Raw genomic sequence first — 23,517 nt, forward strand, 5'->3', positions numbered from 1 at the left:
CTCAAGGAGGAGCCGATCACGAGATGGAACTGTTACAGCAATCCCTGTTTGTCCCCTGCGGTGAGCATCGACTCCATGTGCGCCATATCCAGCCCGGTGTCGCGGTGCATGCCGACCCCATCCTGATGGTGCACGGGGCCATCGAGAACGGCCGCATCTTCTACACCGAATCGGGCAAGGGGCTGGCCTGCTTTCTGGCTCGCCACGGGTATCAGGTCTATGTGGCGGATCTGCGTGGTCGGGGTCTGAGCACACCGACCATCGCCGAGCGGGCCGGCCACGGCCAGCATGAGCTGATCACCGAGGATCTGCCCGCCTTGCAGCGCTGGGTATCGACCCGCCATGCCGGTGCCCGGGTGCACTGGATGGCCCACTCCTGGGGCGGCGTCATCATGGCCTCGACCCTGGTGCGCTTCCCCGAGCTGGCGGAGCAGGTTGCCAGCCTGGTGTTCTTCGGCACCAAGCGGGGGGTCTCGGTGCAGAACCCGGAGCGCTGGTTGAAGGTGGATCTGATCTGGAACCGGCTCGCCCCCTGGCTGGCGCGCCGCCAGGGGTTTCTGGCCGCCCGCCGGTTGAAGATAGGGGCCGATGATGAGCCCCTGCGCTACCTGCAGGAGACCATCCCCTGGGTCAAGTGCGGGCCCTGGCAGGATCCCTTTGACGGTTTCGCCTATGACGAGGCGGCGAGCCGGGTCAACTGGCCCCCGCTTTGGATGATCTCCGCCAAGGCTGACAAGGTACTTGGCCACCCCGTCGACGTGCGCCGCTTCAGCGACGAGATGGGCTCGGCCGCCCGCCACACCCGCCTTGGGCGGGACAACGGCAACCGGCTCGATTACGACCACATCAACATGCTGACGGCGCCCCAGGCACAGGAGGATCACTTCCCCGACATCCTCGCCTGGCTGCGCAACCCCCAGGCTGCCTGATAGACAAAAAACGGGCACTTGCGTGCCCGTTTTTTGTTGTCTCCCTGCCCTGCTGGCTAGCGGGGCCCGGATGGTATGCCAAGGCGGAACAGGGTCGCCTCGGTGGTATCGGTCAGTTCACCCACGCCCACGACACTCCAGAGCTCCTCTTCCAGCTTCTTGGCCTTGTGAATGGCGAACTTGGCGATGTAGTCCAGTTCACCCGCGATGAAGCTGGTGTCCGGGCGGCCGGTGCGCGAAATACCCACCAGTACCGAATAGAACTCGCCCTGTTGCCGGGCCAGCTCGATGAAGCGGCGCTTTTGATCCGGTGAGCTGAAGCTGCTGGCCAGGTGGCTGCGAAACAGGGGTGTTCCCCCCTGGGAGTGGAGGGCGGCGATGTAGACCTCCTCCTCTTCCGGCTTGTCTTCCCGCTCGATGGCGCGCAGGGGATTGAGCAGCAGGGCCTTGAGCAGTGCCCCCTGGAACAGGGGATACAGGTTCAACTGCTGATCCTGCTCGGCACAGATGCGCAGCAGACGGGAAAGGCTGCGTGGTTGTGGCGAGAGGCCGGCCGCGGCCAGTTTCGGGGCGGCCTTGAGCTTGTTCACATAGACGGGGGTGTTGAACAGGTGGTGGGTGTAGAGGTTGCGCAGCGCCCTGGCCATGCCGCGATAGCGATTGAACTCCCGGGTGGTTTTGAGCTTGTTCTGGTTGCTTTCGATCAGCAGGCTGAAGAACTGGTGGCCGGTATGGCGCTCGGCCGTCCCCTCGATGCACAGATGCAGCACGGTTCTGCTCAGGTTGAGGCTGACCAGCCGATAGGGCAGGCGTTGCAGGTCCATGTTCCTGGCGAGTTCCTGCAAGCGGGGCAGAGCCACCGTGATGATGCCTCCCTTCTCCCCGTCGAACGGCTCCTCCAGCTCGATTTGCATGCCGTGGGCCGAGATGTCTCGGGTCCAGCCGACCCAGGATCGCTCCTTGTGATGCAAGACGATGGCCGTCTTGTGCATGTAGCGCGCCTCCTTGCGCAGTTGCACATAGTGCAGCGTCTCTATCTCGAAGGGGGCGGCATGGATGTCATGGCCAAAGCGCTGCAAGGCGTTGGCGTTGAGCGGCTCCTGACCCGTCTCTCGCTGGAACTCGTCGCGCTGGTTGTCCAGGTTTATCTCCTGCAGCATGCCCACGTATCCGAGCTGGGCCAGGCGCTCGCGCAGCAGCCTGTCCTGCAACTGGCTCGCCCCGCCCTGGGGGTTGTCGAGGTCGGCCTCCCGCAGGGTGCTGGCTTCCATGCTGAACTTGTATACCCGCCAGCTGGGGCGGCGGGCGCCGATCTGGAAGAAGAGCGCGGTCAGTCCGCTCTGTTCCAGCTCCTCCCGGGTCGCGGAGAAGAAGTAGAGGTGGCTGCGTACCGCATGGGTAAAGCTGTAGATCAGCGTCTCGCGCAGCCCCTCTTTGCCCGGGAGCAACGAGGGCATGCGGGCAGCGGTGAAGAGGCTGGCGAGCATGTCGCGGTTCTTGGCGTCGCGCCAGTATTCGAGAATGTGCTGGTTGTTCTCGGTGCGCAGGGCGATCTCGAGGGCGGGGATGCTGCCCTTGCCGAAATAGAGGGGCATGCCGGTCATGCGCGGCAGATAGAACTGCTCATACCCCTTGATGACTGCGGCGGAGAGCAGGTAGTCGACGCTGACGCGATAGCGGCTGCGGTTGCGCTCGATGAAGTCGCGCAGGAACTCGTCGAACACCGGATGCTCGCCGTTCTTGAGCAGCCTGAGCCAGAATTTGTCCTCTTTTCTCTCCTCCCCCAGGATCTGGTAGCTGACGGGGTCACGCAGCAGGGGATGGGGATGATCGCGTTCCAGTCCGGTGAAGAAGACGGCTATCAGGTCGCCTGTCTGGTAGTCGGGCAGATAGGGCACGGATACCCGGATGCCGCCGAGGGAGATGTCGGAGCTCTTGGCGAGGATCTTCTCGCCGTTGGCGAGCTGGAGCACCATGGGAGAGCTGAAGTGCATGCGCTCTTCCTGTCGCCCGTAATGGCTGGCGAAGGGGATGGCACTGACATCGAACGGACGAAACGGGCTGATGGGCAGTGCCAGATTGTCGCTGCGCCCCTGGTTGAGTTTGTACCAGGCTTGCAGCGCCTCGTAGACCCCCAGGGTGTAGCTGTCCCGGTAGAGGTAGCACTGGGATTGAAACAGCTCGATGGCCTCGGCGGGCATGAAGTGGGTCACCCCGTCGAACTCATGCACCTGACAGAGGGTGCCCAGCTCGTTGCGCATGTCGATGACGCGCCGACAGGGGGTGCACTTGCGTTTGAGTTCCATCTTCAGCAGGAACCGGCTGTTGGTATTTTCGTTCTGGGTCAGACGGTTGAAGATTTCGTCGAAGTCCTTTTCCCGGAGCAGGGGGACAAGTTGTTCTATCAGATGTAGTGGTTGTTCTGAATCCATGTATTCCTGCCGCGGAAAGTCACTTTTCCGATTCTGGGTTTGATCTGCCGGTCGCAAACAAGTATATCAAGCAGGAATTCATCCTGTCCCCGAGTTATCCATGGCCAAAAACAAAACCGCCTATGTTTGTTCCGAATGTGGAGCCGACTTCACCCGCTGGCAAGGCCAGTGCAGCGAGTGCAAGGAGTGGAACACCATCACCGAGGTGCGACTGGGGGTGACGACACCCGGCAAGAGCGCTCGTTATACCGGTTATGCGGGCGCCGTCGGCAGCCAGGTGCAGACCCTGGCGGAGATCGCCACCACGGAGATCCCCCGTTTCAGCTCGGGCTTCAAGGAGCTGGACCGCGTACTCGGTGGCGGCGTGGTCCCCGGTTCGGCCATTCTCATCGGCGGCAACCCCGGGGCCGGCAAGTCGACCCTGTTGCTGCAGACCATGTGCGGCCTGGCGCAGCGCATGAAGACCCTCTATGTGACCGGTGAGGAATCACTGCAACAGGTGGCGATGCGGGCCGGTCGGCTGGGTCTACCCACGGACAAGCTGCGCATGTTGTCCGAGACCAGCGTCGAGCAGATCTGCCTCATCGCCCAGCAGGAGCAACCTCAGATCATGGTCATCGACTCCATCCAGGTGATGCACGTGGCGGATGTGCAGTCTGCGCCGGGGTCCGTCTCCCAGGTGCGGGAGTCGGCGGCGCTGCTGACACGCTATGCCAAGCAGAATCATGTGGCCATCTTCATGGTGGGCCACGTCACCAAGGACGGCACTTTGGCGGGTCCCAAGGTGCTGGAGCACTGTATCGACTGCTCCGTGCTGCTGGATGGCGGGCACGACTCGCGTTTTCGCACCCTGCGCTCCCACAAGAACCGCTTCGGTGCGGTCAACGAACTGGGGGTCTTCGCCATGACCGGGCAGGGAATGAAGGAGGTGAGCAACCCTTCCGCGATTTTCCTCAGCCGCGGGGAGGAGCAGGCTCCGGGCTCAATCGTCATGGTGATCTGGGAAGGCACGCGCCCCCTGCTGGTGGAGTTGCAGGCGCTGGTGGATTACTCCCAGCTCTCCAATCCGCGCCGGGTGGCGGTGGGGATGGACCACAACCGTCTCGCCATGCTGCTGGCGGTGCTGCATCGTCACGGCGGGTTGCAGATGGCGGATCAGGATGTGTTCATCAACGTGGTGGGTGGCGTCAAAGTCGAGGAGACCAGCGCGGATCTGGCGCTGCTGCTGGCCATGGTGTCGAGCTTCCGGGATCAGGCCCTGCCCAAGGATCTGGTGGTCTTTGGTGAGGTGGGACTCTCCGGCGAGATACGGCCCGTGCCCTCGGGTCAGGAGCGACTGCAGGAGGCGGCCAAGCACGGTTTCCGCCGAGCCATCGTCCCGCATGCCAATGCGCCCAAACATCCCATCGAGGGGATGGAGGTGGTGCCGGTGAAGAAACTCTCCGATGCCCTCGAGGCCCTGTAACCAACCATGAAAAAGGAGCGTATGAACGCTCCTTTGTTTTTCTGCCCGCCCGCTCAGGATTCGGGGGGGACGTGGTCTCGGTGCTCTTGCAGCAACTGCTCCAGCTCGCGATGGAGCAGTTGCTCCTCTCCGATGTTCAGCTCGATCATCCGCTTGAGGTGAGTGGCGCTGTCGATGTCGATGTGGTGGCAGTAAAACCCCAGCTTCTTGCTGGCTTCGTGGGTCAGCTCGACCTGCATCTTGATCTCGATGTCGCTGCCCCCGAGCACGAAGCAGATTTCGTACTCCTTGTCCTCGCTGGCGACCCAATCCTCGGGTCTGAGCAGCAGGGCTCCCTGCAGGGAGACATCGACCAGCTGGGTGCGCCACTGGTGTTCACCCTGGGTGAGCTTGGCGGCGGTCAAATAGAAAATCCGAGTAAAGTGGCGGCGCTCGGCCATGGTCGTCTCCGGTCTGCGTGCGAGCAAGATGCTCATTCTTCATGTTGCAGAGTGTAATCCAGCTGGCACGCCAGGATATTGAACTGGCTCCGATATTGAATATCAGACCTGCTGATGGCTGAGGGATTCCACCACCTGCAGCGCCTTGACCAGCCGATCCTCCTGTTTGAACCTGTCCTCCAGCACGGGGCCGAGTTGGTTCAGATCCTCGTCCAGTTGCAGCAACTGGGCTTCGTCGGCGTTGCTGTACTTGTCGTTGAACTCCAACGCGAATTCGGTACAGGCACGGATATGGGGGTAGATGCGCTTGGCCAGCTCCAGTTTGTCGCCGCTGGCTTGCTCAAAGGCGGTGACGACGTGGTTGTAGATCTCGAAATGGCCTGCGCTGACGTAATCGACCAGTTGTTCGCAAAAACGTTGCAGTTCGACGTGACCTGGGAGGGTGCGTTGCTTGCACTTGGCGGGCATGAGGCCTGCCAGTCGCATGTACTCGACCAGCAACGCCTGTCTGGCATCCAGCCAGTCATCTATTGCTCTGTGCTTGCCTGCCAGTGCGCGCTTGGTTTTTTCCAGTTCAGTTAACATAGTCCCTCCATGGGTATGGCATGCGGCACTCGCGTCGCACGCCTCCGGTCATTCTCATCGACTGACGACACTCCTATAACTAGGGAAAATCCAGTTGACCGTCAATAGGAGTGTAGGGATATTGTTACATCAGGCGGGGATTTGCATGCCTCTCCCCACCTGTACTTCGCATCCTGTCGCCCATCCAGGGGACAAGGGGGCGATATATGTGACTATTTCCGCAGATCTTGATGAAAACCCCAGCATTCAAGCCAATCCGGCTGATAAAGCCTTTGCCTGAGTGTTTTTTTTTGAATAGAGTGGCCCGGTGCTAAATGCCCGATCATAAAGGAAATGTTATGAACAAAGCTCAACTTGTCGATGCAATTGCCGCCAAAGCAGACCTGAGCAAAGCTCAGGCCAAAGTCGCTCTGGAAGAGATCATCAATGGTATTACCCAGAGCCTGAAAGAGGGCGATGCCGTTCAGTTGGTGGGTTTTGGTACCTTCAAGGTCAACCATCGCGCGGGCCGTACCGGTCGCAACCCGCAAACCGGTAAAGAGATCCAGATTGCAGCTGCCAATGTGCCGTCCTTCGTGGCTGGCAAGGCGCTGAAAGACGCCGTCAAATAAGGTCGTCTTGTAATCAAATGAAACCCGGCTTGTGCCGGGTTTTTTCTTGCCATCTTCGTCAAAATTTGTTTCAGATACACTCAGGATATGGCATGCGCTGTAGCGAGGTGGATATGGAACAGAAAAATGCCATTCGGCAGGTAGCCGTCCCCTGGGCTCCCTCTCGTCAACTCCCTCCCGGCCTGGTCGTGGCCGAACTGCACCAGGATATCTGGAGCGACACCCTGACCGTCATGTTGGGGCGTGCTCGCAGCATCGATCTGCCTCCGTTGCCCCTGTGCCGGGTGAGTTTTCGCCACATCTTCGCGGTGCGGGTGATGGAGGATTGCGATCTGGCGGAGGGGCGTGACAGCCACGTCATCGAGGAGCAGATCCAGCTCATCACCCCGTCCCGTTTCGCCAGCTGGTTCCATCAGGAATCCGATGGGCTGCACCTGGATGAAGATTTGCAGCACTACCGCATCTCGACCTGGGATTACTGCGCCGATGTGCTGACCTCTTCTCCCCCTGAACTCCAGTTCATGGTTCAGGAGGAGTAAGCCAGACTGTCGGGTCGCCTTCGTGGTGACAAAAAAGCCGGCGCAGGGGGCCGGCTTTTTCTTGTTCGGGAGAGGTGGCGTTCAGCCCAGGATTTGGTCCCGGTGCAGCCCCAGCACGATCAGCAGCCCGATGAAATAGAAGGCGCTGAGCTTGATGCCGAGAATGGTGAGCAGGCCGGCGCACAGACGCACCAGGCCTTGTGCAGCCAGGATCCGGTGAAGCGGTACATGATCACTCCACCGCGTCGGCCGGCGCGAACTCCGGCACCTTGGCCATGGCGTCCAGCACCACTTGAATGTCGGCCCCCGGTTTGCAGGCATTCTCGCTCAGATGGCGACGCCAGGCGCGCGCCCCCTGCATGTTCTGGAACAACCCCAGCATGTGGCGGGTCATGTGGGAGAGGTAGTTGCCCTTGGCCAGCTCCTGTTCGATGTAGGGCAGCATCATCCGCACCACCTCGTGGCGGCTTGGCACGGCATGGTTCCCGCCGAACACCAGATTGTCCACCTGGGCCAGAATGTAGGGATTCTGGTAGGCTTCGCGGCCCATCATGACCCCGTCGAGGTGCTGCAGATGTTCAAGAGTCTGTTCCAGACTGGTCACCCCGCCGTTGATGGCAATGGTCAGATCCGGGTAATCCTGCTTGACCTGGTAGACGCGAGGATAATCGAGGGGCGGGATCTCGCGGTTCTCTTTCGGACTCAAGCCGCTCAGCCAGGCCTTGCGGGCATGGACGATGAAGGTATCGCAACCGGCGTCCCTAACCTGCTCGATGAAGGCCTGCAAGAACTCGTAGGAGTCTTGCTCGTCGATGCCGATACGGGTCTTCACGGTGACCGGAATGTCGACCACGTCGCGCATCGCCTTGACGCAATCAGCCACCAGCGCGGGTTCGCCCATGAGGCAGGCGCCGAAACGGCCGTTTTGCACCCGATCGGAAGGGCAGCCGACGTTGAGGTTGACCTCGTCATAGCCGCGCTCCTCGGCGAGCCTGGCGCAGCGGGCCAGGTCTGCCGGGTTGCTGCCACCCAGTTGCAGGGAGAGAGGGTGTTCCTGCTCGCTGTAGCCCAGATAGTCGCCCTTGCCGTGGATGATGGCGCCCGTGGTCACCATCTCGGTATAGAGCAGGGTCTGGCGGGTCATCAGACGGTGGAAATAACGGCAATGCCGATCAGTCCAGTCCAGCATGGGGGCAATCGAGAATGTCTGGCGGTGGGCAGGCTTGCCAGATATGGCCTCAGAGCCTGATTTCACGGGATTTTCACTGATTTGTTTCTGAGTCATTTGCGGGTGTTTCCAGACATTTGTTGATTGAACCTGCCCCATATCTGCCCCACCATTTCATGGGGCAGGTGTACTCCACGAGGTATCTATGGCCGGCTACACAATAGAAAAACGTAAGACCAGCAAAGGCGAGTTACGCTATCGCTCTACCGTCAGGGAACATAAAGGCGAAGAGGTAGTATACCGAGAATCCCGAACCTTTGGCAGACAGTCCGACGCCAAGAGCTGGGGAATGCAGATGGTGGCGATGATAGGGAAGGTGCGAACAAGTCCCTGATATGAGATCATGTTTGTCATCTGGAGCCATGGAACAGGGTTCATCATGAGTCATCAACTTACCTTCGCCGACAGTGAATTCAGCAGTAAGCGCCGTCAGACCAGAAAAGAGATTTTCTTGTCCCGCATGGAGCAGATTCTGCCATGGCAAAACATGGTGGAAGTCATCGAGCCGTTTTACCCCAAGGCTGGTAATGGCCGGCGACCTTATCCGCTGGAAACCATGCTACGCATTCACTGCATGCAGCATTGGTACAACCTGAGCGATGGCGCGATGGAAGATGCTCTGTACGAAATCGCCTCCATGCGTCTGTTTGCCCGGTTATCCCTGGATAGCGCCTTGCCGGACCGCACCACCATCATGAATTTCCGCCACCTGCTGGAGCAGCATCAACTGGCCCGCCAATTGTTCAAGACCATCAATCGCTGGCTGGCCGAAGCAGGCGTCATGATGACTCAAGGCACCTTGGTCGATGCCACCATCATTGAGGCACCCAGCTCGACCAAGAACAAAGAGCAGCAACGCGATCCGCAGATGCATCAGACCAAGAAAGGCAATCAGTGGCACTTTGGCATGAAGGCCCACATTGGTGTCGATGCCAAGAGTGGCCTGACCCACAGCCTAGTCACCACCGCGGCCAACGAGCATGACCTCAATCAGCTGGGTAATCTGCTGCATGGAGAGGAGCAATTTGTCTCAGCCGATGCCGGCTACCAAGGGGCGCCACAGCGCGAGGAGCTGGCCGAGGTGGATGTGGACTGGCTGATCGCCGAGCGCCCCGGCAAGGTAAGAACCTTGAAACAGCATCCACGCAAGAACAAAACGGCCATCAACATCGAATACATGAAAGCCAGCATCCGGGCCAAGGTGGAGCACCCATTTCGCATCATCAAGCGACAGTTCGGCTTCGTGAAAGCCAGATACAAGGGGTTGCTGAAAAACGATAACCAACTGGCGATGTTATTCACGCTGGCCAACCTGTTTCGGGCGGACCAAATGATACGTCAGTGGGAGAGATCTCACTAAAAACTGGGAATAACGCCTTAAATGGCGAAGAAACGGTCTAAATAGGCTGATTCAAGGCATTTACGGGAGAAAAAATCGGCTCAAACATGAAGAAATGAAATGACTGAGCCAGCCGAGAAGAATTTCCCCGCTTATTCGCACCTTCCTTAGAATACCACCTATGGGCAGTTGATCTCTCGCCACCTACTCAACCATGAGTGGTGCACTTATTATCTGAATTTGCGGTTAAAAACTGGCCTAACTCTTGTATTGCTGCTAGAGTATTAGATAGCTATCTAATGCATTGTTACAATAATAATAGGAGTTTTAAATGGCTTGTTGGCGCTTTATTAGTAGTTTTTGGAGGGGTTATGGCTGGATATCGTAAACTCTGGTGGGTATTAATCACCGTTTTAGCAATTACCTTTGGTGTGCTGGGTTATTTTGGTGCAGAAGTTTACCGCTCTGCTCCACCTATTCCGGCGAAAGTAGTTAACCAAGATGGTAAGGTGTTAATGACCAATGAAAGTATTTTAGATGGTCAAACTGCCTGGCAATCTGTCGGGGGTATGCAGCTAGGCTCTATTTGGGGTCATGGTGCTTACCAAGCACCAGATTGGACTGCAGATTGGTTACATCGTGAATTACTGGCTTGGTTAGAGCTTGCCGCTCAAGATCAATATAACAAAGCTTATGACAGTTTAACGCCAGCTGAGCAAAATGGCTTACAGTTTGCGTTAAAAGAAGCTTATCGTACTAACACTTATGATAAAGCCACTGACACCCTAGTGCTGTCAAGTCGCCGTATACAGGCCATTGCAACAACTGCTGATCACTATATTAAATTATTTGGTAATGATCCGTCGTTAAGCGAAACCCGTGCTAACTATGCAATGAAAAACAACACCCTGCCTTCACTAGAGCGCAGAGAGCAAATGGTACAGTTTTTCTTCTGGACGGCTTGGGCTGCTTCAACTGAGCGTACTCCAGATGCAGCCACTTATACCAACAACTGGCCCCATGAGCCGTTAATTGATAATAAGCCTACAGCTGAAAATTTAATTTGGTCTTTAATTAGTATTATTTTATTAATTGCTGGTGTTGGAGCCTTAGTTTGGGCTTGGGCATTCTTACGCAAACACGATGACGAAGAGCCGGTGTCACCAAAGTTCGATCCTATAGCTAACCTTAAACTTACCCCCTCACAAAAATCGTTGGGCAAGTATATTGTAGTGGTAGTTGCACTATTTACCCTGCAAGTGTTCTTAGGTGGCTTTACTGCTCACTATACCATTGAAGGTGATGGTTTCTATGGTTTAAATACAACCGAATGGCTACCCTACAGCCTAGCCCGTACATGGCACTTACAAGCGGCTATGTTCTGGATTGCGACGGGCTTTTTAGCCGCAGGTTTATTTTTAGCACCTATTATTAATGGCGGTAAAGATCCTAAGTTCCAAAAGCTTGGCGTAGATATTTTATTCTGGGCCTTAGTGGTTTTAGTGGCAGGTTCATTCGCCGGTAACTACTTTGCCATTATGCAAATTATGCCGCATGAATATAGCTTCTGGTTTGGCCATCAAGGTTATGAATACATTGATATTGGTCGCTTTTGGCAAATCATTAAATACATCGGCATTTTATTCTGGTTAGTGCTTATGCTACGCGCCATAGTGCCCGCCTTTAAAGCCCCAGGTGATAAAAACTTATTAGCTTTATTTGGTGCTTCGGTTATCTGTGTTGGTTTGTTCTATGGCGCCGGTTTATTCTACGGCGAACGGACTAACTTATCGGTAATGGAATACTGGCGCTGGTGGGTAGTTCATTTATGGGTAGAAGGCTTCTTTGAAGTGTTTGCTACTGTATCTTTAGCCTTTATTTTCCATAGTATGGGCTTAGTGTCACGCACTATGGCAACTAGTGCTAGCTTAGCCTCGGCATCCTTATTTATGCTAGGCGGTGTTCCTGGTACTTTCCACCACTTATATTTCTCGGGTACCACTACCCCGGTTATGGCCGTTGGGGCAACTTTTAGTGCCTTAGAAGTAGTGCCTTTAGTGGTATTAGGTTATGAAGCCTTTGAACAGTGGCGGATGAAAAACCGTGCGCCTTGGATGGCAGATTTAAAATGGCCATTAATGTTCTTTGTTGCCGTGTCATTTTGGAATTTGTTAGGCGCTGGCGTGTTTGGCTTTATGATTAACCCACCTATAGCGCTGTATTATATTCAAGGCTTAAACACCACGCCAACTCATGCTCATGCCGCATTATTTGGTGTTTATGGCTTCTTAGCCTTAGGCTTCTGTTTATTAATATTGCGCTACATTCGGCCACAGTTGCAGTTTGACGAAAAGCTAATGAAGACCGCATTCTGGTGGTTAAACGTGGGCTTAGTATTAATGCTATTCACTAGTTTATTACCAATAGGCTTTATCCAGTTTTATGCTAGTGCCACAGAAGGCTTATGGTATGCACGAAGTGAAGCCTTTATGCAAAGTGATTTACTGCATACACTACGTTGGATCCGCACTATAGGTGACGTGGTCTTTATCATAGGTGCCTTAGCGGTAAGCTGGCAAATTGTTAAAGGGGTGTTTGACACTAAAGCAGCTAAGCAAATTAGCAGCTAAGTTAAACAAACTAATAAAAAGCACTACAGCTTTGCTGTGGTGCTTTTTTCGCTTTAGTTCGAACTGAATTTAGTTGTTCTATGCTTAATCGTTATTCAGCGCTTAACCGATAATCTACCTATTAATGGTTGCATCGCTCCCCCCAAGATGGTCAATGTAAACCACAAATAGGTTTGATAAACTAAACAAAATAGTGATAGAGCTTGTTAAATATGAATATTGAATCTTATGCCGACTTAATCCGCGAAGCAAACGCTCAGACTGAGCCACAACGCTTAATGTTTGTGTTCGCCAAAGCAGAATTACCTAAAGGCTACACTGAAGAGCAACAGCAAAGGTTCCCCCGGTGTCAGAATAGTTGTCGCCTAATCTGAATAATCTAAATGTGAAGACCGGGGGCGGATAAAGAGTGTCGAATGGCTCGTTATTCAAGTGAGCGCAAGGCTGCTTTGCTCAAGAAGCTGCTGCCGCCCATCAATATGTCGGTGGCCGAGTTGGCTCGGCAGGAAAACATCAGCGAGGTCACTCTGTATAATTGGCGCAAACACGCCAAAGACGGAGGGTCTCCTGTGCCCGGGGACAACAAACTGACGGCGTTGTTGATCAAATCCGTCGCTGGATGGCCGTTCCCCAACCCGTTGATACCACTCAATTCACTGGCTGGCGAACAGGCATACCAAGCCCTATCAGCTTGTTCATCACCTTCACGCCAGCCAGGATTTCGCCCACCTGGGCGTTGTAGTTCCGCAGGCTCAGCGTTGGCCCGATGAGTTGCTTGAACCGGTACATGGCGGTCTCGGCTATCGAGCGCTGGTGATAGCCGGAGTCTTTCTTCCATTGCTTCAGTTCACCGGCCTTGAGCGCCGTCACCGCCTCGTTGCGGGGATGGTCTTCCTCCCACGGTGCCGCATTTTTTCTCGGCGGTATGGTGGCTTTCGCCCCCTTCTTCTTCAGTAGCGCATGACAGGCCTTGGTGTCATACGCACCATCGGCGCTGACCTGTTTTATCTTGCGTCGTAAGGGGTTGAGCAGCAGAGAGAGAAAGAAGTGCGTAGGCTAACTGCGATCACGAAGATGGAGGCTCGAAGATAAGCTTCTGGAAGGGCAAGCCCGCGAATCGCGGGCTTTTTTCATTTTTGGTCTTTGTCAGTGGCCTGGGTCAGGTGGTAGACGCTCCTGCTAGCACAGCAAACAGCTCAAGGAAGGCACATAGGCAGAACCGTATGATGCTGCTGCTACCCATGTTCCCTCCTATTCGCTCTTAAGATCTGGAGTGGGTATAATCAAATGGTCATCAACATAACCTGTTGATGATGTTGATTTTTGTCTTTAACGAACAAAGTTGTTGGGACATATTCGCAGAGTAGACAAGAAGAGTTGAAAGGCTTGAGAAAACCCCTGATTAAAGCCGTTTTGGCAGCCACCTGCCCCATATCTGCCCCATGGAAATTGAAGGCCACGCCTGGTAAGGGCTAGAGAAAAAATCTCACCAATCCAGCATGGGGGCGATGGAAAAGCGCTGCGCCTGCATAAAAATCATCCGGGTTGGCCAAACAAGGGGCGGGATTCTATCACAACGTGAGACAGCCCCAGAAAATGAATTTTGTCGCCGCGCACTGGGGGCCCTGTGATAGTATCCGGCTAATTGACAGGGTATCTGCGTGAACATGAATCAAGACCAACTTCTACAACGAGCGGAACGCCTCTGCGAGCAGCGAGGGATCCGTTTCACCCCGACACGGCGCCAGGTGTTCCGGCTGCTTGCCGCCCACGGCAATGCCATCAGTGCCTATGATTTGCTGGCCCAGTTGCAGCAGACCGAGGCTCATGCCAAACCGCCTACCGTCTATCGGGCGCTCGACTTCCTGCTCGAACAGGGCTTTGCCCACAAGGTGGAGTCGCTCAACGCCTTCATCTTCTGCTGCCACTTCGACCATGCCCACCCGATGCAACTGCTGATCTGCGATCGTTGCGGTGAGGTAGTGGAGCTGCACGATCCCGCCATCGACGGCGCCTTTTCCGAGCAGGCTCATCAGCATGGTTTTACTATTACCAACAAGACCATAGAAGCCCATGGTCAATGTGCCCGCTGTTCCGTTACCGTAGGAAGTCAAGATGAAGGCTGATTTTGTAAACCCGTTCCTGCTCTCCCTGCTCAACGTGCTCTCCACCATGGCACAGCTGGAACTCAAACCGGGCGCGCCCAAGCGCAAGACGGACGAGCTGGCTCGGGGAGATGTCTCCGGCCTGATTGGCATGGTGGGTCCGCAGACCCGGGGCTCCCTCTCCATCAGTTTCGAGAAGGGGCTGGCATTGGAGATCATGCGTCGCATGCTGGGGGAGGCGCCGGCCACCATCAACGAGGAAGTGACCGACATGGTGGGCGAGATCACCAATATGGTGACGGGCGGCGCCAAACGCATGCTGGGGGAGAAGGGCTATGAGTTCGACATGGCGACCCCGGTCATCGTCTCCGGTCCCAATCACACCATCACTCACCGGGCAGACGGCGCCAAGATCATGATGCCGTTCGAATCGGAGTATGGCCGTGCCACCATCGAGATCTGCTTCGAGTAATCGCCATGTGGAAGATGCTGAAATGGAGTGTCATCGGTGGGGTGGTGCTGCTTATCCTGTCGGATATCGAGATCAGCACCTCTCTCTACAAGTACGAAGACAACCGCGTGGAGATCAACTTCCCGCGCTGGCAGGCTGACCAGCCCTGGTGCACCCTGCGCTGGCATGAGGGCCGGTTTGAGCATCACTGGTACGGTCTTGCAGGCAAACCCAAGCCAGCAACCGTCCTCTGAAGAGCGCTCTCCACAACGGATGAACCAGATTGCACCAACAAAAAAGAGGCCAGCAAATGCTGGCCTCTTTTTTGGGTCAAGATCTGTTATCAGGCCGCTTCTGCAGCCAGCTTGCCATTGCCACGCACCATGACACCGAGGCCACAGGCCAGCAGGGTCGGCAGCAACCAGGCCAGGCCCTTGTCAAACAGCGGCAGGAAGGCGAAAGCATCCATCTTCATGCCGGCGGCGCCCAGGCCGTCCAGGCAGCCGAACAGGAAGGCGACCAGCAGCACGGAGCGGAACACCAGGCGGGGGCGACCGAAGTAACCCTTCAGGAAGGTGACCAGCACCAGCGCCACGGCAACCGGGTAGATGGCGACCAGCACCGGAATGGAGAGGCTGATGAGCTGGCTCAGGCCCACGTTGGCCACGACGCCGCAGATGACACCCAGCAGCACGACCAGCTTCTTGTAGCTCATGCCGGTCAGGTTGTGGAAGAAGTCGGAGCAGGCGGAGATGAGGCCGACGGCCGTGGTGAAGCAGGCCAGGGTGATGATGGCAGCCAGGATGAACTGACCCGGTTGGCCGAACAGGCTCAGCACGTAGGCGTTGACGATGGCACCGCCGTTGCTCACGTCGGTGGCGACGCCGGCAGCGGTGTTACCCAGCTGGAACAGGGAGACATAGACCACGGAGAGACCGATGGCGGAGATGATGCCAGCGATGGCCAGGTACTTGAACTGGCTCTGGTAGTCATGGATGCCTTTCTGGCGCAGCAGGTCGACGATCAGGGCGCCGAACATCAGGGACGCCAGGGTGTCCATGGTGTTGTAGCCTTCCAGAATGCCCTTCACGAAGGGGGTGCTTTGGTAGTCACCGGATGCGGCAGGCATGCTTCCTTGCGGTGCGACGAAGACACCGGTGGCCAGGGTCAGCAGCAGCAGCATCAGCAGCGGGGTCAGGTACTTGCCGATGGCATCCATCAGCTTGCCCTGGTTCAGGGAGACCAGGATGGCCACGCCGAAGAACAGTACTGTATAGGCAGCCAGACCGGATGGTCCCATGTCGCCAAGGAAGGGCTTGAGGCCCATCTCGTAGGCCACCAGGCCGGTACGGGGGGCGGCGAAGGCCGGGCCGATGATGATGTAGATGGCGACGGCCAGTGCGGTGGCCACGCCGGCCGGCAGCAGCTTGGTCATGCCGGCCCAGCCGTTGCCAGCCTTGGCGACGGCGATGATGGTGATGAGGGGCAGGCCCACGGCGGTGACCAGGAAGCCCAGCATGGCCAGGGAGAGGTGCTCACCCGCCATGAAGCCGGCCAGGGGCGGGAAGATGATGTTGCCTGCGCCCAGATAGAACGCAAAGGTCATGAAGCCCAATCCGAGTACATCGGACAATGTGAGTGATTTCGTCAAGTTCAACCTCGTCTGTCTTGTAAACTATTGCTTGTTATAGTTTTTTATTTGTCAGTGACCGGCACTTTCCGGAGGTAAAAAAAAGAGCCCCGCTGGTTTTTTCATCGCGACCAGTGGTTTGAACTGGTCTTGAGCGGGCGCTCATTTAGCAGTCAGCATAATGATGTGAAAAAATAGTTCAAGGCAAAATTTACATCTTCAAATAGAAGGGGCTGGTTAGTTGGATATATCTGTCGGAATAGCCTCCTGTGGCAGAATGGATCACAATTTCACCCCTCTCGCACTTGTTTAATCCTCTGCCAAGCAGCAATAAAACACGATTTGCCTCTTTCCCATCTCTGGTGGTAACAGCCAGATAACAACGTTCATACAGATCATAACTCGACGAAATGCATAAAATTTCATCCGCCATCGCCGTGGGCAGCACCAGGGCCAGTTGCCCGGTACGGCTCAGCAGGCGATCGCTGGCGGCCAGCAATCCCCTTGGGTCGAGCCCCCCGGTATGACGGGCCAGAGCCCTGGCCGGATCGCGAAGTGTCTGGCCTGCCGGGAAATAGGGCGGGTTGGAGACGATGAGATCGTAAGGGGGGGCGAGGTGATCCTGAATGGCGCTCTCTATGATGGTGACCCGCTCACGCCAGGGGGAGGCCGCCACATTCTCCTGGGCCTGCATGGCTGCATCCTTATCCAGCTCCACCCCGTCTATGTGGCAGTCGTTCGTGCTGCGCTGGGCCAGCATCAGGGCGATGAGGCCGCTGCCGGTGCCGATGTCCAGCACCCGGCGGGCGCTGTCGACCGGCGCCCAGGCTCCCAGCAGAATGCCGTCCGTACCGACCTTCATGGCGCAGCGGTCGTGATCGATGTGAAATTGCTTGAACGTGAAACCGTTGTTGCGCCCCATTCGGCCCTCCTCCTGTGCCTGCCCGCGGAAAATGGCCGGCGATTATAGCGGCTAAGCCACAGTCACCATAGGAGCCGGCGGCATAATCGCCTATAATCTGCCGCTTCCTTAATGACCGAGTATTGCCATGAGCCAGTCCTTTGATGATTTCGACCTGAATCCAGCCCTCAGTCGGGCCTTGGCCGAGATGGGATTCACCCGCCCCACCACCATCCAGCAGATGGTGCTGGAGCCAGCCCTGGACGGCCGCGATATTCTGGCTTCTGCGCCGACCGGAACCGGCAAGACCGCCGCCTTCCTGCTGCCCGCGATGCAGCACCTGCTGGACTTCCCGCGTCGCAAGCCGGGTCCGTGCCGCATGCTGATCCTGACTCCGACCCGCGAGCTCGCGCTGCAGGTGAGTGCTCACGCCAAGGCCCTGGCGGTGCACACCCATCTCAGCATCGAGACCATCATCGGTGGCGTCAGCCATGAAGAGCAGCTGCCTGCCCTGACCAAGACCACCGACATCGTGGTGGCCACCCCGGGCCGTCTGCTCGAGTACATCGAGAAAGAGGAGTTCGAGAGCCACGACATCGAGGTGCTGGTGCTGGATGAAGCGGACCGGATGCTGGACATGGGCTTCATCAAGGACGTGAACCGCATCGTGGAAGAGGCGCGCTACCGCAAGCACACCATGCTCTTCTCCGCCACCCTGGAAGGGGCCGGCCTCGAGAAGTTTGCGAGCGAGATCCTCAAAGACCCGGTTGAGCTGCACGCCGAGCCGCCCCGCAGCGAGCGCCGCCCCATCACCCAGTGGATCCACCTGGCCGATGATGCCGCCCACAAGTTGGCTCTGCTGGTGCACATCCTGAAAAACCCGGAGACCCAGAAGGCCATCATCTTCGTCAAGACCCGTGAGCGACTGGCGGAGCTTTCCGGCCAGTTGCAAGCGGCAGGCGTGCCCTGCGCCTGGATCCGTGGCGAGATGGAGCAGGCCAAGCGCATCGAGTCTATCCGCAAGTTCCATGAAGGGGAGGTGCCCTTCCTAATCGCCACCGACGTGGCCGCCCGCGGCATCGACCTGCCGAACGTCAGCCATGTCATCAACTACGACATGCCCTACGGCGCGGATGTCTATGTGCACCGCATCGGTCGTACCGGTCGTGCCGGCAACCGTGGCTGCGCCATCAGCCTGGTGGAAGCTCACGACATGGCCATGGTCGCCAAGATCGAACGCTACACAGAGGAGCGCCTCAAGCGTCGGGTGATCGATGAGCTGCGCCCCAGACACAAGGAAGCGCGGGTGCCGGTGAAGAAGAAAAAGCCGAAGGATGCCAAGAAGTCGGCAAAGAAGAAAAAGAAGTAATGCCCCCGAGCACAGTTGAAACGGCCATCCCAGGATGGCCGTTTTGCTGTCTGCTGCCTGGGGAGTGGCCTGAGAGAGGCGCAGAAAAAAGCCGACGCAAGGACGTCGGCCAACAAAAAGTGCTTACAACAGAGGATTCACAGAGTCAGACCCGAGGATCTCCGACTTGGTTCCCTTGAATGTGTAATTAATTTTCAGCGCGCTTGAACATCAGGGTATTGGCGTCGGACTCTTCCGGTACGAAGTAGTAGCCGTCGGCATTGAAACCGGTCAGCTGTTCCACCCGGGTGAGCCGATGCTTGATGATGTGGCGTGCCATCATGCCGCGGGCCTTCTTGGCGTAGAAGCTGATGATCTTGAACTGGCCGTTCTTCTCGTCCTTGAACACCGGTGTGATGATGCGCCCCTGCAGGGCTTTCGGGCGCACCGACTTGAAATACTCGTCGGAGGCGAGGTTGATCAGCACGTCGTCCCCCTGGGCCGCCAGCGCCTTGTTCAGGTGCGCAGTGATGATGTCGCCCCAGAACTGGTAGAGGTCCTTGCCGCGCGGGTTGTCGAGGCGGATCCCCATCTCCAGGCGGTAGGGCATCATGAGGTCAAGCGGCCGCAGCACGCCATAAAGGCCGGAGAGCATACGCAGGTGGGTCTGGGCGAAGTCGAGGTCGGCCTCGCTGAAATCTTCTACGGCCAGACCGGTGTAGACGTCCCCCTTGAAGGCCAGCAGCGCCTGGCGGGCGTTGGCCGGCGTGAAGTCAGGCTGCCACTCGGCAAAGCGGGCGGCGTTGAGGCCGGCGAGCTTGTCGCTGATCTTCATCAGGCTGGCGATCTGGTCCGGGCTCAGTTGACGAGCCCGGGTGATCAGTGCTGCGGAGTGGTCCAGCAGTTCGGGTTGGGTGAAACGGGGGGTCACCAGGGGTGACTCGTAATCCAGCGTCTTGGCCGGGGAAACCACAATCAGCATAACTGTCCTTTACTAGCGATGACGCACGCCCCTCATTCATCCAGGGTCACGTTGTCGAGAGTGCCTGCGCCCAGCTGCTCGCGACCCGACAGCTTGATGAGCAGTCGCAGGTCGTTGGCGGAGTCGGCATGGGCAAGGGCCTCACTGTAGCCAATTTGGCCGGTGCAGAACAGGGTGAACAGCGCCTGATCGAAGGTCTGCATGCCAAGCTCGCCGGATTTGGTCATCACCTCCTTGAGTCTGTGCATCTCTCCCTTGCGAATGATGTCGGTGACGAGCGGGGTGTTGAGCAGGATCTCGAAGGCGGCGACCCGGCGCTGCCCGTGAGCGGAGGGGAGCAGCTGCTGGGCGACGATGGCGCGCAGGTTGAAGGAGAGATCGAACAGGAACTGGCGGTGCTTCTCCTGGGGGACCAGATGCAGGATGCGATCCAGCGCCTGGTTGGCATTGTTGGCGTGCAAGGTGGCGAGGCAGAGGTGCCCCGTCTCGGCGAACTGGATGGCGAACTCCATGGTCTCCTGGGAGCGGATTTCACCGATGAGGATGACATCCGGGGCCTGGCGCAGGGAGTTTTTGAGGGCGACATCGAAGGATGCGGTGTCGATCCCCACCTCCCGCTGGGTCACCAGACAGCGATCGTGCTGATGGACGAACTCCACCGGATCCTCCACCGTCAGGATGTGGCCGTCACCGTGCTGGTTGCGAAAGCCTATCATGGCCGCCTGGGTGGTGGACTTGCCGGCGCCAGTGGCGCCGACGAAGAGCACCAGCCCGCGTTTGGCCATGGCGACCTCCTGCAGGATGGGAGGCAGCACCAGCTCGTCAAAGGTGGGGATGCGGGTCTCGATGCGGCGCAGTACCATGCCCGGCATATCCTGTTGCCAGAAGGCGCTGACCCGAAAGCGCCCCAGCGAGCCTCGCTGGATGGCGTAGTTGGCCTCGCGGGTGTGCAGGAAGCGCTCGAAGTGGGTCTCGTCCAGGCTTTCTCTGATCAACGCCAGCGCCGTCGTCTTGTCGAGGGGAGCCGGCCCGAGCGACACCAGACGCCCGTTGACCTTGAGGGTCGGGGGAGCATCGACCGTGATGAAGAGATCCGAGCCCTTTTGTTCAACCAGTGCGGCGAGCAGAACATCTATGTTCATGGCGACTCCTTGGGTGTGCGAGCTTAAATGGTATTGGGATCGACCGCCTTGGCCTTGGCATCGAGGGAGGCGACGACCCCCCGGTTGACCAGCTGCTTGAGGCTCTGGTCCATGGTCTGCATGCCGTGGGTCATCCCGGTCTGGATGACGGAATAGAGCTGGGCCACCTTGTCTTCCCGGATGAGGTTTCGCACCGCCGGGATCCCCAGCATGATCTCGTGGGCCGCCACCCGGCCGCCACCGATACGCTTGAGCAGGGTCTGGGAGATGACCGCCCGCAGGGATTCGGAGAGCATGGAGCGCACCATGTCCTTCTCCGAGCCGGGGAAGACGTCGATGATACGGTCGATAGTCTTGGCGGCCGAGGAGGTGTGCAGGGTGCCAAACACCAGGTGACCGGTTTCAGCGGCGGTCATGGCGAGACGGATGGTTTCGAGGTCCCGCATTTCACCTACCAGGATGATATCCGGGTCTTCCCGCAGGGCCGAGCGCAGGGCGTTGCTGAAGCTCTTGGTGTCGCGGTGTACTTCCCGCTGGTTCACCAAGCAGCGCTTGTTCTCGTGCACGAATTCGATGGGGTCCTCGATGGTGAGGATGTGGTGGTGGAAGTTGTCATTGATGTAATCGACCATGGCGGCCAGGGTGGTGGATTTGCCCGAGCCGGTGGGCCCAGTCACCAGCACCAGGCCGCGAGGGTACTCCGCTATCTTGCGAAATATCTCTGGCGCCCCCAGATCGTCCAGGGTCAGAACGGTGCTCGGGATGGTACGAAACACGGCGCCCGAGCCGCGCGCCTGCTGGAAGGCGTTGACCCGAAAGCGTGCCATGCCGGGTACTTCGAAGGAGAAGTCCACCTCGAAGTTCTCCTCCAGCTCCTTGCGCTGGTGGTCATTCATGATGTCGTAAATGAGAGCATGGACTTCCCGGTGATCCAGGGCGGGCAAATTGATCTTGCGAACCTCCCCATCAACCCTGATCATCGGGGGGACCCCGGCCGAGAGGTGTAGATCCGAGGCCTTATGCTTTACACTGAATGCCAATAACTCTGTGATATCCATAGATTTGTTATTCTCCCATCACAAGATTACGAACGAAATATGAGCCAGATTGCCCAGCACCTGCTTCAGGTAAAGGAACGTATTGTAGAGGCTGCCCGGCGTGTTGGCCGCAGCCCAGATCACATCCAGTTGCTTGCTGTCAGCAAAACCAAGCCGCTGGGGGACATTCAGGCTGCCTATGCCGCCGGTCAGCGGCGCTTTGGCGAATCCTACGCCCAGGAGGCCGCGCTCAAGATTGATGCCTTGCGCGAGCAGAACGCCTGTACAGACATAGAGTGGCACTTTATCGGCCCGCTGCAATCGAACAAGTCCAAGCTGGTGGCGGAGCGGTTCGACTGGGTTCAAAGTGTCGATCGCGACAAGCTCATCGAACGCCTCAACAACCAGAGACCGAGTGGGCTCGCGCCGCTAAATATCTGTCTGCAAATCAATATTAGCGGAGAGAGCAGCAAATCCGGTACGTCGGAGCAAGAGATTTTCCACCTGGCCTCCCTGGTGGCCCAAAGCGAGCGGCTGCGGTTGCGCGGTCTGATGGCCATCCCCGAGCATACCCGCGACGAGGGGGTGCTGGCGGCCCAGATGGCGCGCATGCAGGCTCTGTTCACCGAGCTTGCGCAACAATACCCGAGCGTCGACACCCTTTCGATGGGGATGACCGAGGATCTTGAGCCTGCCATTGCCCATGGCAGCACCATGGTGCGGGTCGGGACCGCCATCTTCGGGGCCCGTGACTATTCATGAGCAAGAGCCGGGGCGAGAAACACCCCGGTCGTGCTTTTTTCAGGTAAACAGGCGCGTGTGATGCTGTCAGCCCGCACAGGCTGGGTCGGCATCCGCTGCGATGTCAGTAACAGGAGTGTTTGATGCAGCAGAGAACCCTCGCCTTCATCGGGGCAGGCAACATGAGCCGCAGTATCATTGCCGGCCTCATCCAGGCGGGTTACCCGGCAGAGCGTATCATCGCCGCCAATCCCAGCCGCCCCAAGCTGGACGAACTGGCCAGCCAGTTCGGCATCCGTATCACCCAGGACAACGCCGAGGCGGCCCGTGAGGCCGAGGTGATCGTGCTGGCGGTCAAGCCCCAGCTGATGGCGGGCATGCTGACGGCGCTGGTGGCCGAGCTTGGCTCGCTGGATGGCAAGTTGCTCATCTCCATCGCTGCCGGCATTCGCGTCGTGCGCTTGCAGGAGATGGCGGGTGGTCACGATCGCATTATTCGTACCATGCCCAACACCCCCTCCTTGCTGGGGCTGGGGATGACCGGGCTCTATGCACCGCCCGCCATCGGGCAGGCCGATCGGGCGGTGGCCGAACAGATGATGCAATCCGTGGGCAAGACCCTCTGGGTGGATGAGGAGGCCGGCATCAACGGCGTCATTGCGGCGGCGGGCAGTGCCCCGGCCTACTTCTTCCTGTTCATGCAGGCGATTGCCGAGGAGGCCGAGGCCATGGGCTTTACGCCGGAGCAGGCCCGCCTGCTGGTGCAGCAAACCGCCCTGGGAGCGGCCGCCATGGTGGAGCAGAATCCCGAGCTGTCGCTGCAGACCCTGCGCGAGCAGGTGACCAGCAAGGGCGGGACCACGGCCGAGGCCGTCAAGACATTCCAGGAGCAGGGGCTGATGCCGCTGACCGCAAGAGCCATGCAGGCGGCCGTTACCCGGGCCGGCGAAATGGAAACCCTTTTCTGAATCCCTTTTAGCAA

At 57.8% G+C, this 23,517-nt stretch carries 21 protein-coding genes and 2 pseudogenes; 13 read left to right on the top strand and 10 right to left on the bottom strand.

The window, feature by feature from the left end; genetic code table 11:
* Window positions 1–23: 23 nt before the first annotated feature.
* On the top strand, window positions 24–929 hold the full coding sequence (locus tag C3F36_RS13320) for an alpha/beta fold hydrolase (RefSeq protein ID WP_103260861.1): 906 nt from the start codon (window positions 24–26) through the stop codon (window positions 927–929).
* Between the two features lie 56 nt (window positions 930–985).
* Here the strand turns inward: C3F36_RS13320 and C3F36_RS13325 are convergent, their stop codons facing one another.
* Window positions 986–3,361, bottom strand: a complete 2,376-nt coding sequence (locus tag C3F36_RS13325) for a PilZ domain-containing protein (RefSeq protein ID WP_104455221.1) — start codon at window positions 3,359–3,361, stop codon at window positions 986–988.
* A 100-nt stretch (window positions 3,362–3,461) separates the two neighbouring features.
* On the opposite strand from C3F36_RS13325, the gene radA reads away from it, so the two are divergent.
* Window positions 3,462–4,826 carry a DNA repair protein RadA gene (radA, locus tag C3F36_RS13330; RefSeq protein ID WP_010673036.1) on the top strand — a complete coding sequence of 455 codons (1,365 nt, stop codon included), beginning with the start codon at window positions 3,462–3,464 and terminating at the stop codon, window positions 4,824–4,826.
* A 53-nt stretch (window positions 4,827–4,879) separates the two neighbouring features.
* Here the strand turns inward: radA and C3F36_RS13335 are convergent, their stop codons facing one another.
* Complete coding sequence (locus C3F36_RS13335; protein WP_029313755.1) at window positions 4,880–5,266, bottom strand: PilZ domain-containing protein; 387 nt, start codon at window positions 5,264–5,266, stop codon at window positions 4,880–4,882.
* Between the two features lie 102 nt (window positions 5,267–5,368).
* Window positions 5,369–5,851, bottom strand: a complete 483-nt coding sequence (locus tag C3F36_RS13340) for an Rsd/AlgQ family anti-sigma factor (protein ID WP_029313757.1) — start codon at window positions 5,849–5,851, stop codon at window positions 5,369–5,371.
* Window positions 5,852–6,189: 338 nt separating this feature from the next.
* Between C3F36_RS13340 and hupA the strand changes: the two genes are divergently transcribed.
* Together hupA and C3F36_RS13350 are read left to right on the top strand one after the other, a co-directional pair.
* Complete coding sequence (hupA, locus tag C3F36_RS13345; RefSeq protein ID WP_005305063.1) at window positions 6,190–6,462, top strand: nucleoid-associated protein HU-alpha; 273 nt, start codon at window positions 6,190–6,192, stop codon at window positions 6,460–6,462.
* Between the two features lie 113 nt (window positions 6,463–6,575).
* Window positions 6,576–7,001, top strand: coding sequence for a hypothetical protein (locus tag C3F36_RS13350; protein ID WP_029313758.1), 426 nt, complete (start codon window positions 6,576–6,578; stop codon window positions 6,999–7,001).
* A gap of 232 nt (window positions 7,002–7,233) precedes the next feature.
* Here C3F36_RS13350 and dusA read toward each other — a convergent pair whose 3' ends face one another.
* Window positions 7,234–8,286, bottom strand: coding sequence for a tRNA dihydrouridine(20/20a) synthase DusA (gene dusA / locus C3F36_RS13360; protein ID WP_104455222.1), 1,053 nt, complete (start codon window positions 8,284–8,286; stop codon window positions 7,234–7,236).
* Window positions 8,287–8,608: 322 nt separating this feature from the next.
* Between dusA and C3F36_RS13370 the strand changes: the two genes are divergently transcribed.
* The 3 genes and pseudogenes from C3F36_RS13370 to C3F36_RS13385 form a co-directional block, all read left to right on the top strand.
* Entirely contained in the window at window positions 8,609–9,589 is a 981-nt protein-coding gene (locus C3F36_RS13370; RefSeq protein WP_026141915.1) for an IS5-like element IS5 family transposase, read from the top strand.
* A 200-nt stretch (window positions 9,590–9,789) separates the two neighbouring features.
* A complete protein-coding gene (locus C3F36_RS13375; RefSeq protein ID WP_233759652.1) occupies window positions 9,790–12,198 on the top strand; it encodes a nitric-oxide reductase large subunit in 2,409 nt (802 codons plus the stop codon).
* Window positions 12,199–12,614: 416 nt separating this feature from the next.
* Window positions 12,615–12,788: pseudogene (locus C3F36_RS13385) on the top strand (transposase); the annotation flags it as partial.
* A gap of 58 nt (window positions 12,789–12,846) precedes the next feature.
* Here the strand turns inward: C3F36_RS13385 and C3F36_RS13390 are convergent.
* Window positions 12,847–13,239 (bottom strand): annotated as a pseudogene (locus C3F36_RS13390) (IS5 family transposase); the annotation flags it as partial.
* A 626-nt stretch (window positions 13,240–13,865) separates the two neighbouring features.
* Here C3F36_RS13390 and zur point away from each other — a divergent pair.
* From zur to C3F36_RS13405, 3 genes are read left to right on the top strand one after another with little or no spacing between them, the layout of a single operon-like run.
* Window positions 13,866–14,324, top strand: a complete 459-nt coding sequence (zur, locus tag C3F36_RS13395; RefSeq protein WP_049636537.1) for a zinc uptake transcriptional repressor Zur — start codon at window positions 13,866–13,868, stop codon at window positions 14,322–14,324.
* Window positions 14,314–14,775: a chemotaxis protein CheX gene (locus C3F36_RS13400; protein WP_010673043.1), complete on the top strand. Its 462-nt coding sequence runs from the start codon at window positions 14,314–14,316 to the stop codon at window positions 14,773–14,775. Before zur ends, C3F36_RS13400 begins: the two co-directional genes overlap by 11 nt.
* 5 nt (window positions 14,776–14,780) lie before the next feature.
* A complete protein-coding gene (locus tag C3F36_RS13405; RefSeq protein ID WP_049636474.1) occupies window positions 14,781–15,008 on the top strand; it encodes a hypothetical protein in 228 nt (75 codons plus the stop codon).
* 89 nt (window positions 15,009–15,097) lie between these two features.
* Here the strand turns inward: C3F36_RS13405 and brnQ are convergent, their stop codons facing one another.
* Both brnQ and C3F36_RS13415 read right to left on the bottom strand, forming a co-directional pair.
* Window positions 15,098–16,405, bottom strand: a complete 1,308-nt coding sequence (gene brnQ, locus C3F36_RS13410; protein ID WP_104456053.1) for a branched-chain amino acid transport system II carrier protein — start codon at window positions 16,403–16,405, stop codon at window positions 15,098–15,100.
* A gap of 190 nt (window positions 16,406–16,595) precedes the next feature.
* The gene (locus C3F36_RS13415; RefSeq protein ID WP_104455224.1) at window positions 16,596–17,306 is read right to left on the bottom strand and encodes a tRNA1(Val) (adenine(37)-N6)-methyltransferase; all 711 of its coding nucleotides are present in this window, start codon (window positions 17,304–17,306) and stop codon (window positions 16,596–16,598) included.
* Between the two features lie 127 nt (window positions 17,307–17,433).
* Here C3F36_RS13415 and srmB point away from each other — a divergent pair, with 127 nt between their 5' ends.
* Window positions 17,434–18,654, top strand: coding sequence for an ATP-dependent RNA helicase SrmB (gene srmB, locus C3F36_RS13420; protein WP_041210934.1), 1,221 nt, complete (start codon window positions 17,434–17,436; stop codon window positions 18,652–18,654).
* Between the two features lie 187 nt (window positions 18,655–18,841).
* On the opposite strand, the gene yaaA is transcribed toward srmB, so the two are convergent.
* The 3 genes from yaaA to tapT are packed head-to-tail and all read right to left on the bottom strand — an operon-like array spanning window position 18,842 to window position 21,815.
* Window positions 18,842–19,615, bottom strand: a complete 774-nt coding sequence (yaaA, locus tag C3F36_RS13425) for a peroxide stress protein YaaA (protein WP_104455225.1) — start codon at window positions 19,613–19,615, stop codon at window positions 18,842–18,844.
* Window positions 19,616–19,647: 32 nt separating this feature from the next.
* Complete coding sequence (locus tag C3F36_RS13430; protein WP_104455226.1) at window positions 19,648–20,757, bottom strand: PilT/PilU family type 4a pilus ATPase; 1,110 nt, start codon at window positions 20,755–20,757, stop codon at window positions 19,648–19,650.
* A 23-nt stretch (window positions 20,758–20,780) separates the two neighbouring features.
* Complete coding sequence (gene tapT, locus C3F36_RS13435) at window positions 20,781–21,815, bottom strand: type IVa pilus ATPase TapT (protein ID WP_010673050.1); 1,035 nt, start codon at window positions 21,813–21,815, stop codon at window positions 20,781–20,783.
* 39 nt (window positions 21,816–21,854) lie between these two features.
* On the opposite strand from tapT, the gene C3F36_RS13440 reads away from it, so the two are divergent.
* Window positions 21,855–22,556, top strand: coding sequence for a YggS family pyridoxal phosphate-dependent enzyme (locus C3F36_RS13440; protein WP_039039960.1), 702 nt, complete (start codon window positions 21,855–21,857; stop codon window positions 22,554–22,556).
* Between the two features lie 122 nt (window positions 22,557–22,678).
* Entirely contained in the window at window positions 22,679–23,503 is an 825-nt protein-coding gene (proC, locus tag C3F36_RS13445) for a pyrroline-5-carboxylate reductase (RefSeq protein ID WP_104455227.1), read from the top strand.
* The last annotated feature ends 14 nt before the right edge of the window (window positions 23,504–23,517 follow it).

It is taken from the genome of Aeromonas sp. ASNIH2 (genome assembly GCF_002934795.1).
In the GTDB taxonomy this organism is placed as follows: domain Bacteria; phylum Pseudomonadota; class Gammaproteobacteria; order Enterobacterales; family Aeromonadaceae; genus Aeromonas; species Aeromonas caviae.

Coding starts and splice junctions, on each gene's coding strand:
- C3F36_RS13320 (WP_103260861.1), top strand. CDS start 24: ATGGAACTGTTACAGCAATCCCTGTTTGTCCCCTGCGGTGAGCATCGA.
- C3F36_RS13325 (WP_104455221.1), bottom strand. CDS start 3,361: ATGGATTCAGAACAACCACTACATCTGATAGAACAACTTGTCCCCCTG.
- radA (WP_010673036.1), top strand. CDS start 3,462: ATGGCCAAAAACAAAACCGCCTATGTTTGTTCCGAATGTGGAGCCGAC.
- C3F36_RS13335 (WP_029313755.1), bottom strand. CDS start 5,266: ATGGCCGAGCGCCGCCACTTTACTCGGATTTTCTATTTGACCGCCGCC.
- C3F36_RS13340 (WP_029313757.1), bottom strand. CDS start 5,851: ATGTTAACTGAACTGGAAAAAACCAAGCGCGCACTGGCAGGCAAGCAC.
- hupA (WP_005305063.1), top strand. CDS start 6,190: ATGAACAAAGCTCAACTTGTCGATGCAATTGCCGCCAAAGCAGACCTG.
- C3F36_RS13350 (WP_029313758.1), top strand. CDS start 6,576: ATGGAACAGAAAAATGCCATTCGGCAGGTAGCCGTCCCCTGGGCTCCC.
- dusA (WP_104455222.1), bottom strand. CDS start 8,286: ATGACTCAGAAACAAATCAGTGAAAATCCCGTGAAATCAGGCTCTGAG.
- C3F36_RS13370 (WP_026141915.1), top strand. CDS start 8,609: ATGAGTCATCAACTTACCTTCGCCGACAGTGAATTCAGCAGTAAGCGC.
- zur (WP_049636537.1), top strand. CDS start 13,866: ATGAATCAAGACCAACTTCTACAACGAGCGGAACGCCTCTGCGAGCAG.
- C3F36_RS13400 (WP_010673043.1), top strand. CDS start 14,314: ATGAAGGCTGATTTTGTAAACCCGTTCCTGCTCTCCCTGCTCAACGTG.
- C3F36_RS13405 (WP_049636474.1), top strand. CDS start 14,781: ATGTGGAAGATGCTGAAATGGAGTGTCATCGGTGGGGTGGTGCTGCTT.
- C3F36_RS13415 (WP_104455224.1), bottom strand. CDS start 17,306: ATGGGGCGCAACAACGGTTTCACGTTCAAGCAATTTCACATCGATCAC.
- srmB (WP_041210934.1), top strand. CDS start 17,434: ATGAGCCAGTCCTTTGATGATTTCGACCTGAATCCAGCCCTCAGTCGG.
- yaaA (WP_104455225.1), bottom strand. CDS start 19,615: ATGCTGATTGTGGTTTCCCCGGCCAAGACGCTGGATTACGAGTCACCC.
- C3F36_RS13430 (WP_104455226.1), bottom strand. CDS start 20,757: ATGAACATAGATGTTCTGCTCGCCGCACTGGTTGAACAAAAGGGCTCG.
- tapT (WP_010673050.1), bottom strand. CDS start 21,815: ATGGATATCACAGAGTTATTGGCATTCAGTGTAAAGCATAAGGCCTCG.
- C3F36_RS13440 (WP_039039960.1), top strand. CDS start 21,855: ATGAGCCAGATTGCCCAGCACCTGCTTCAGGTAAAGGAACGTATTGTA.
- proC (WP_104455227.1), top strand. CDS start 22,679: ATGCAGCAGAGAACCCTCGCCTTCATCGGGGCAGGCAACATGAGCCGC.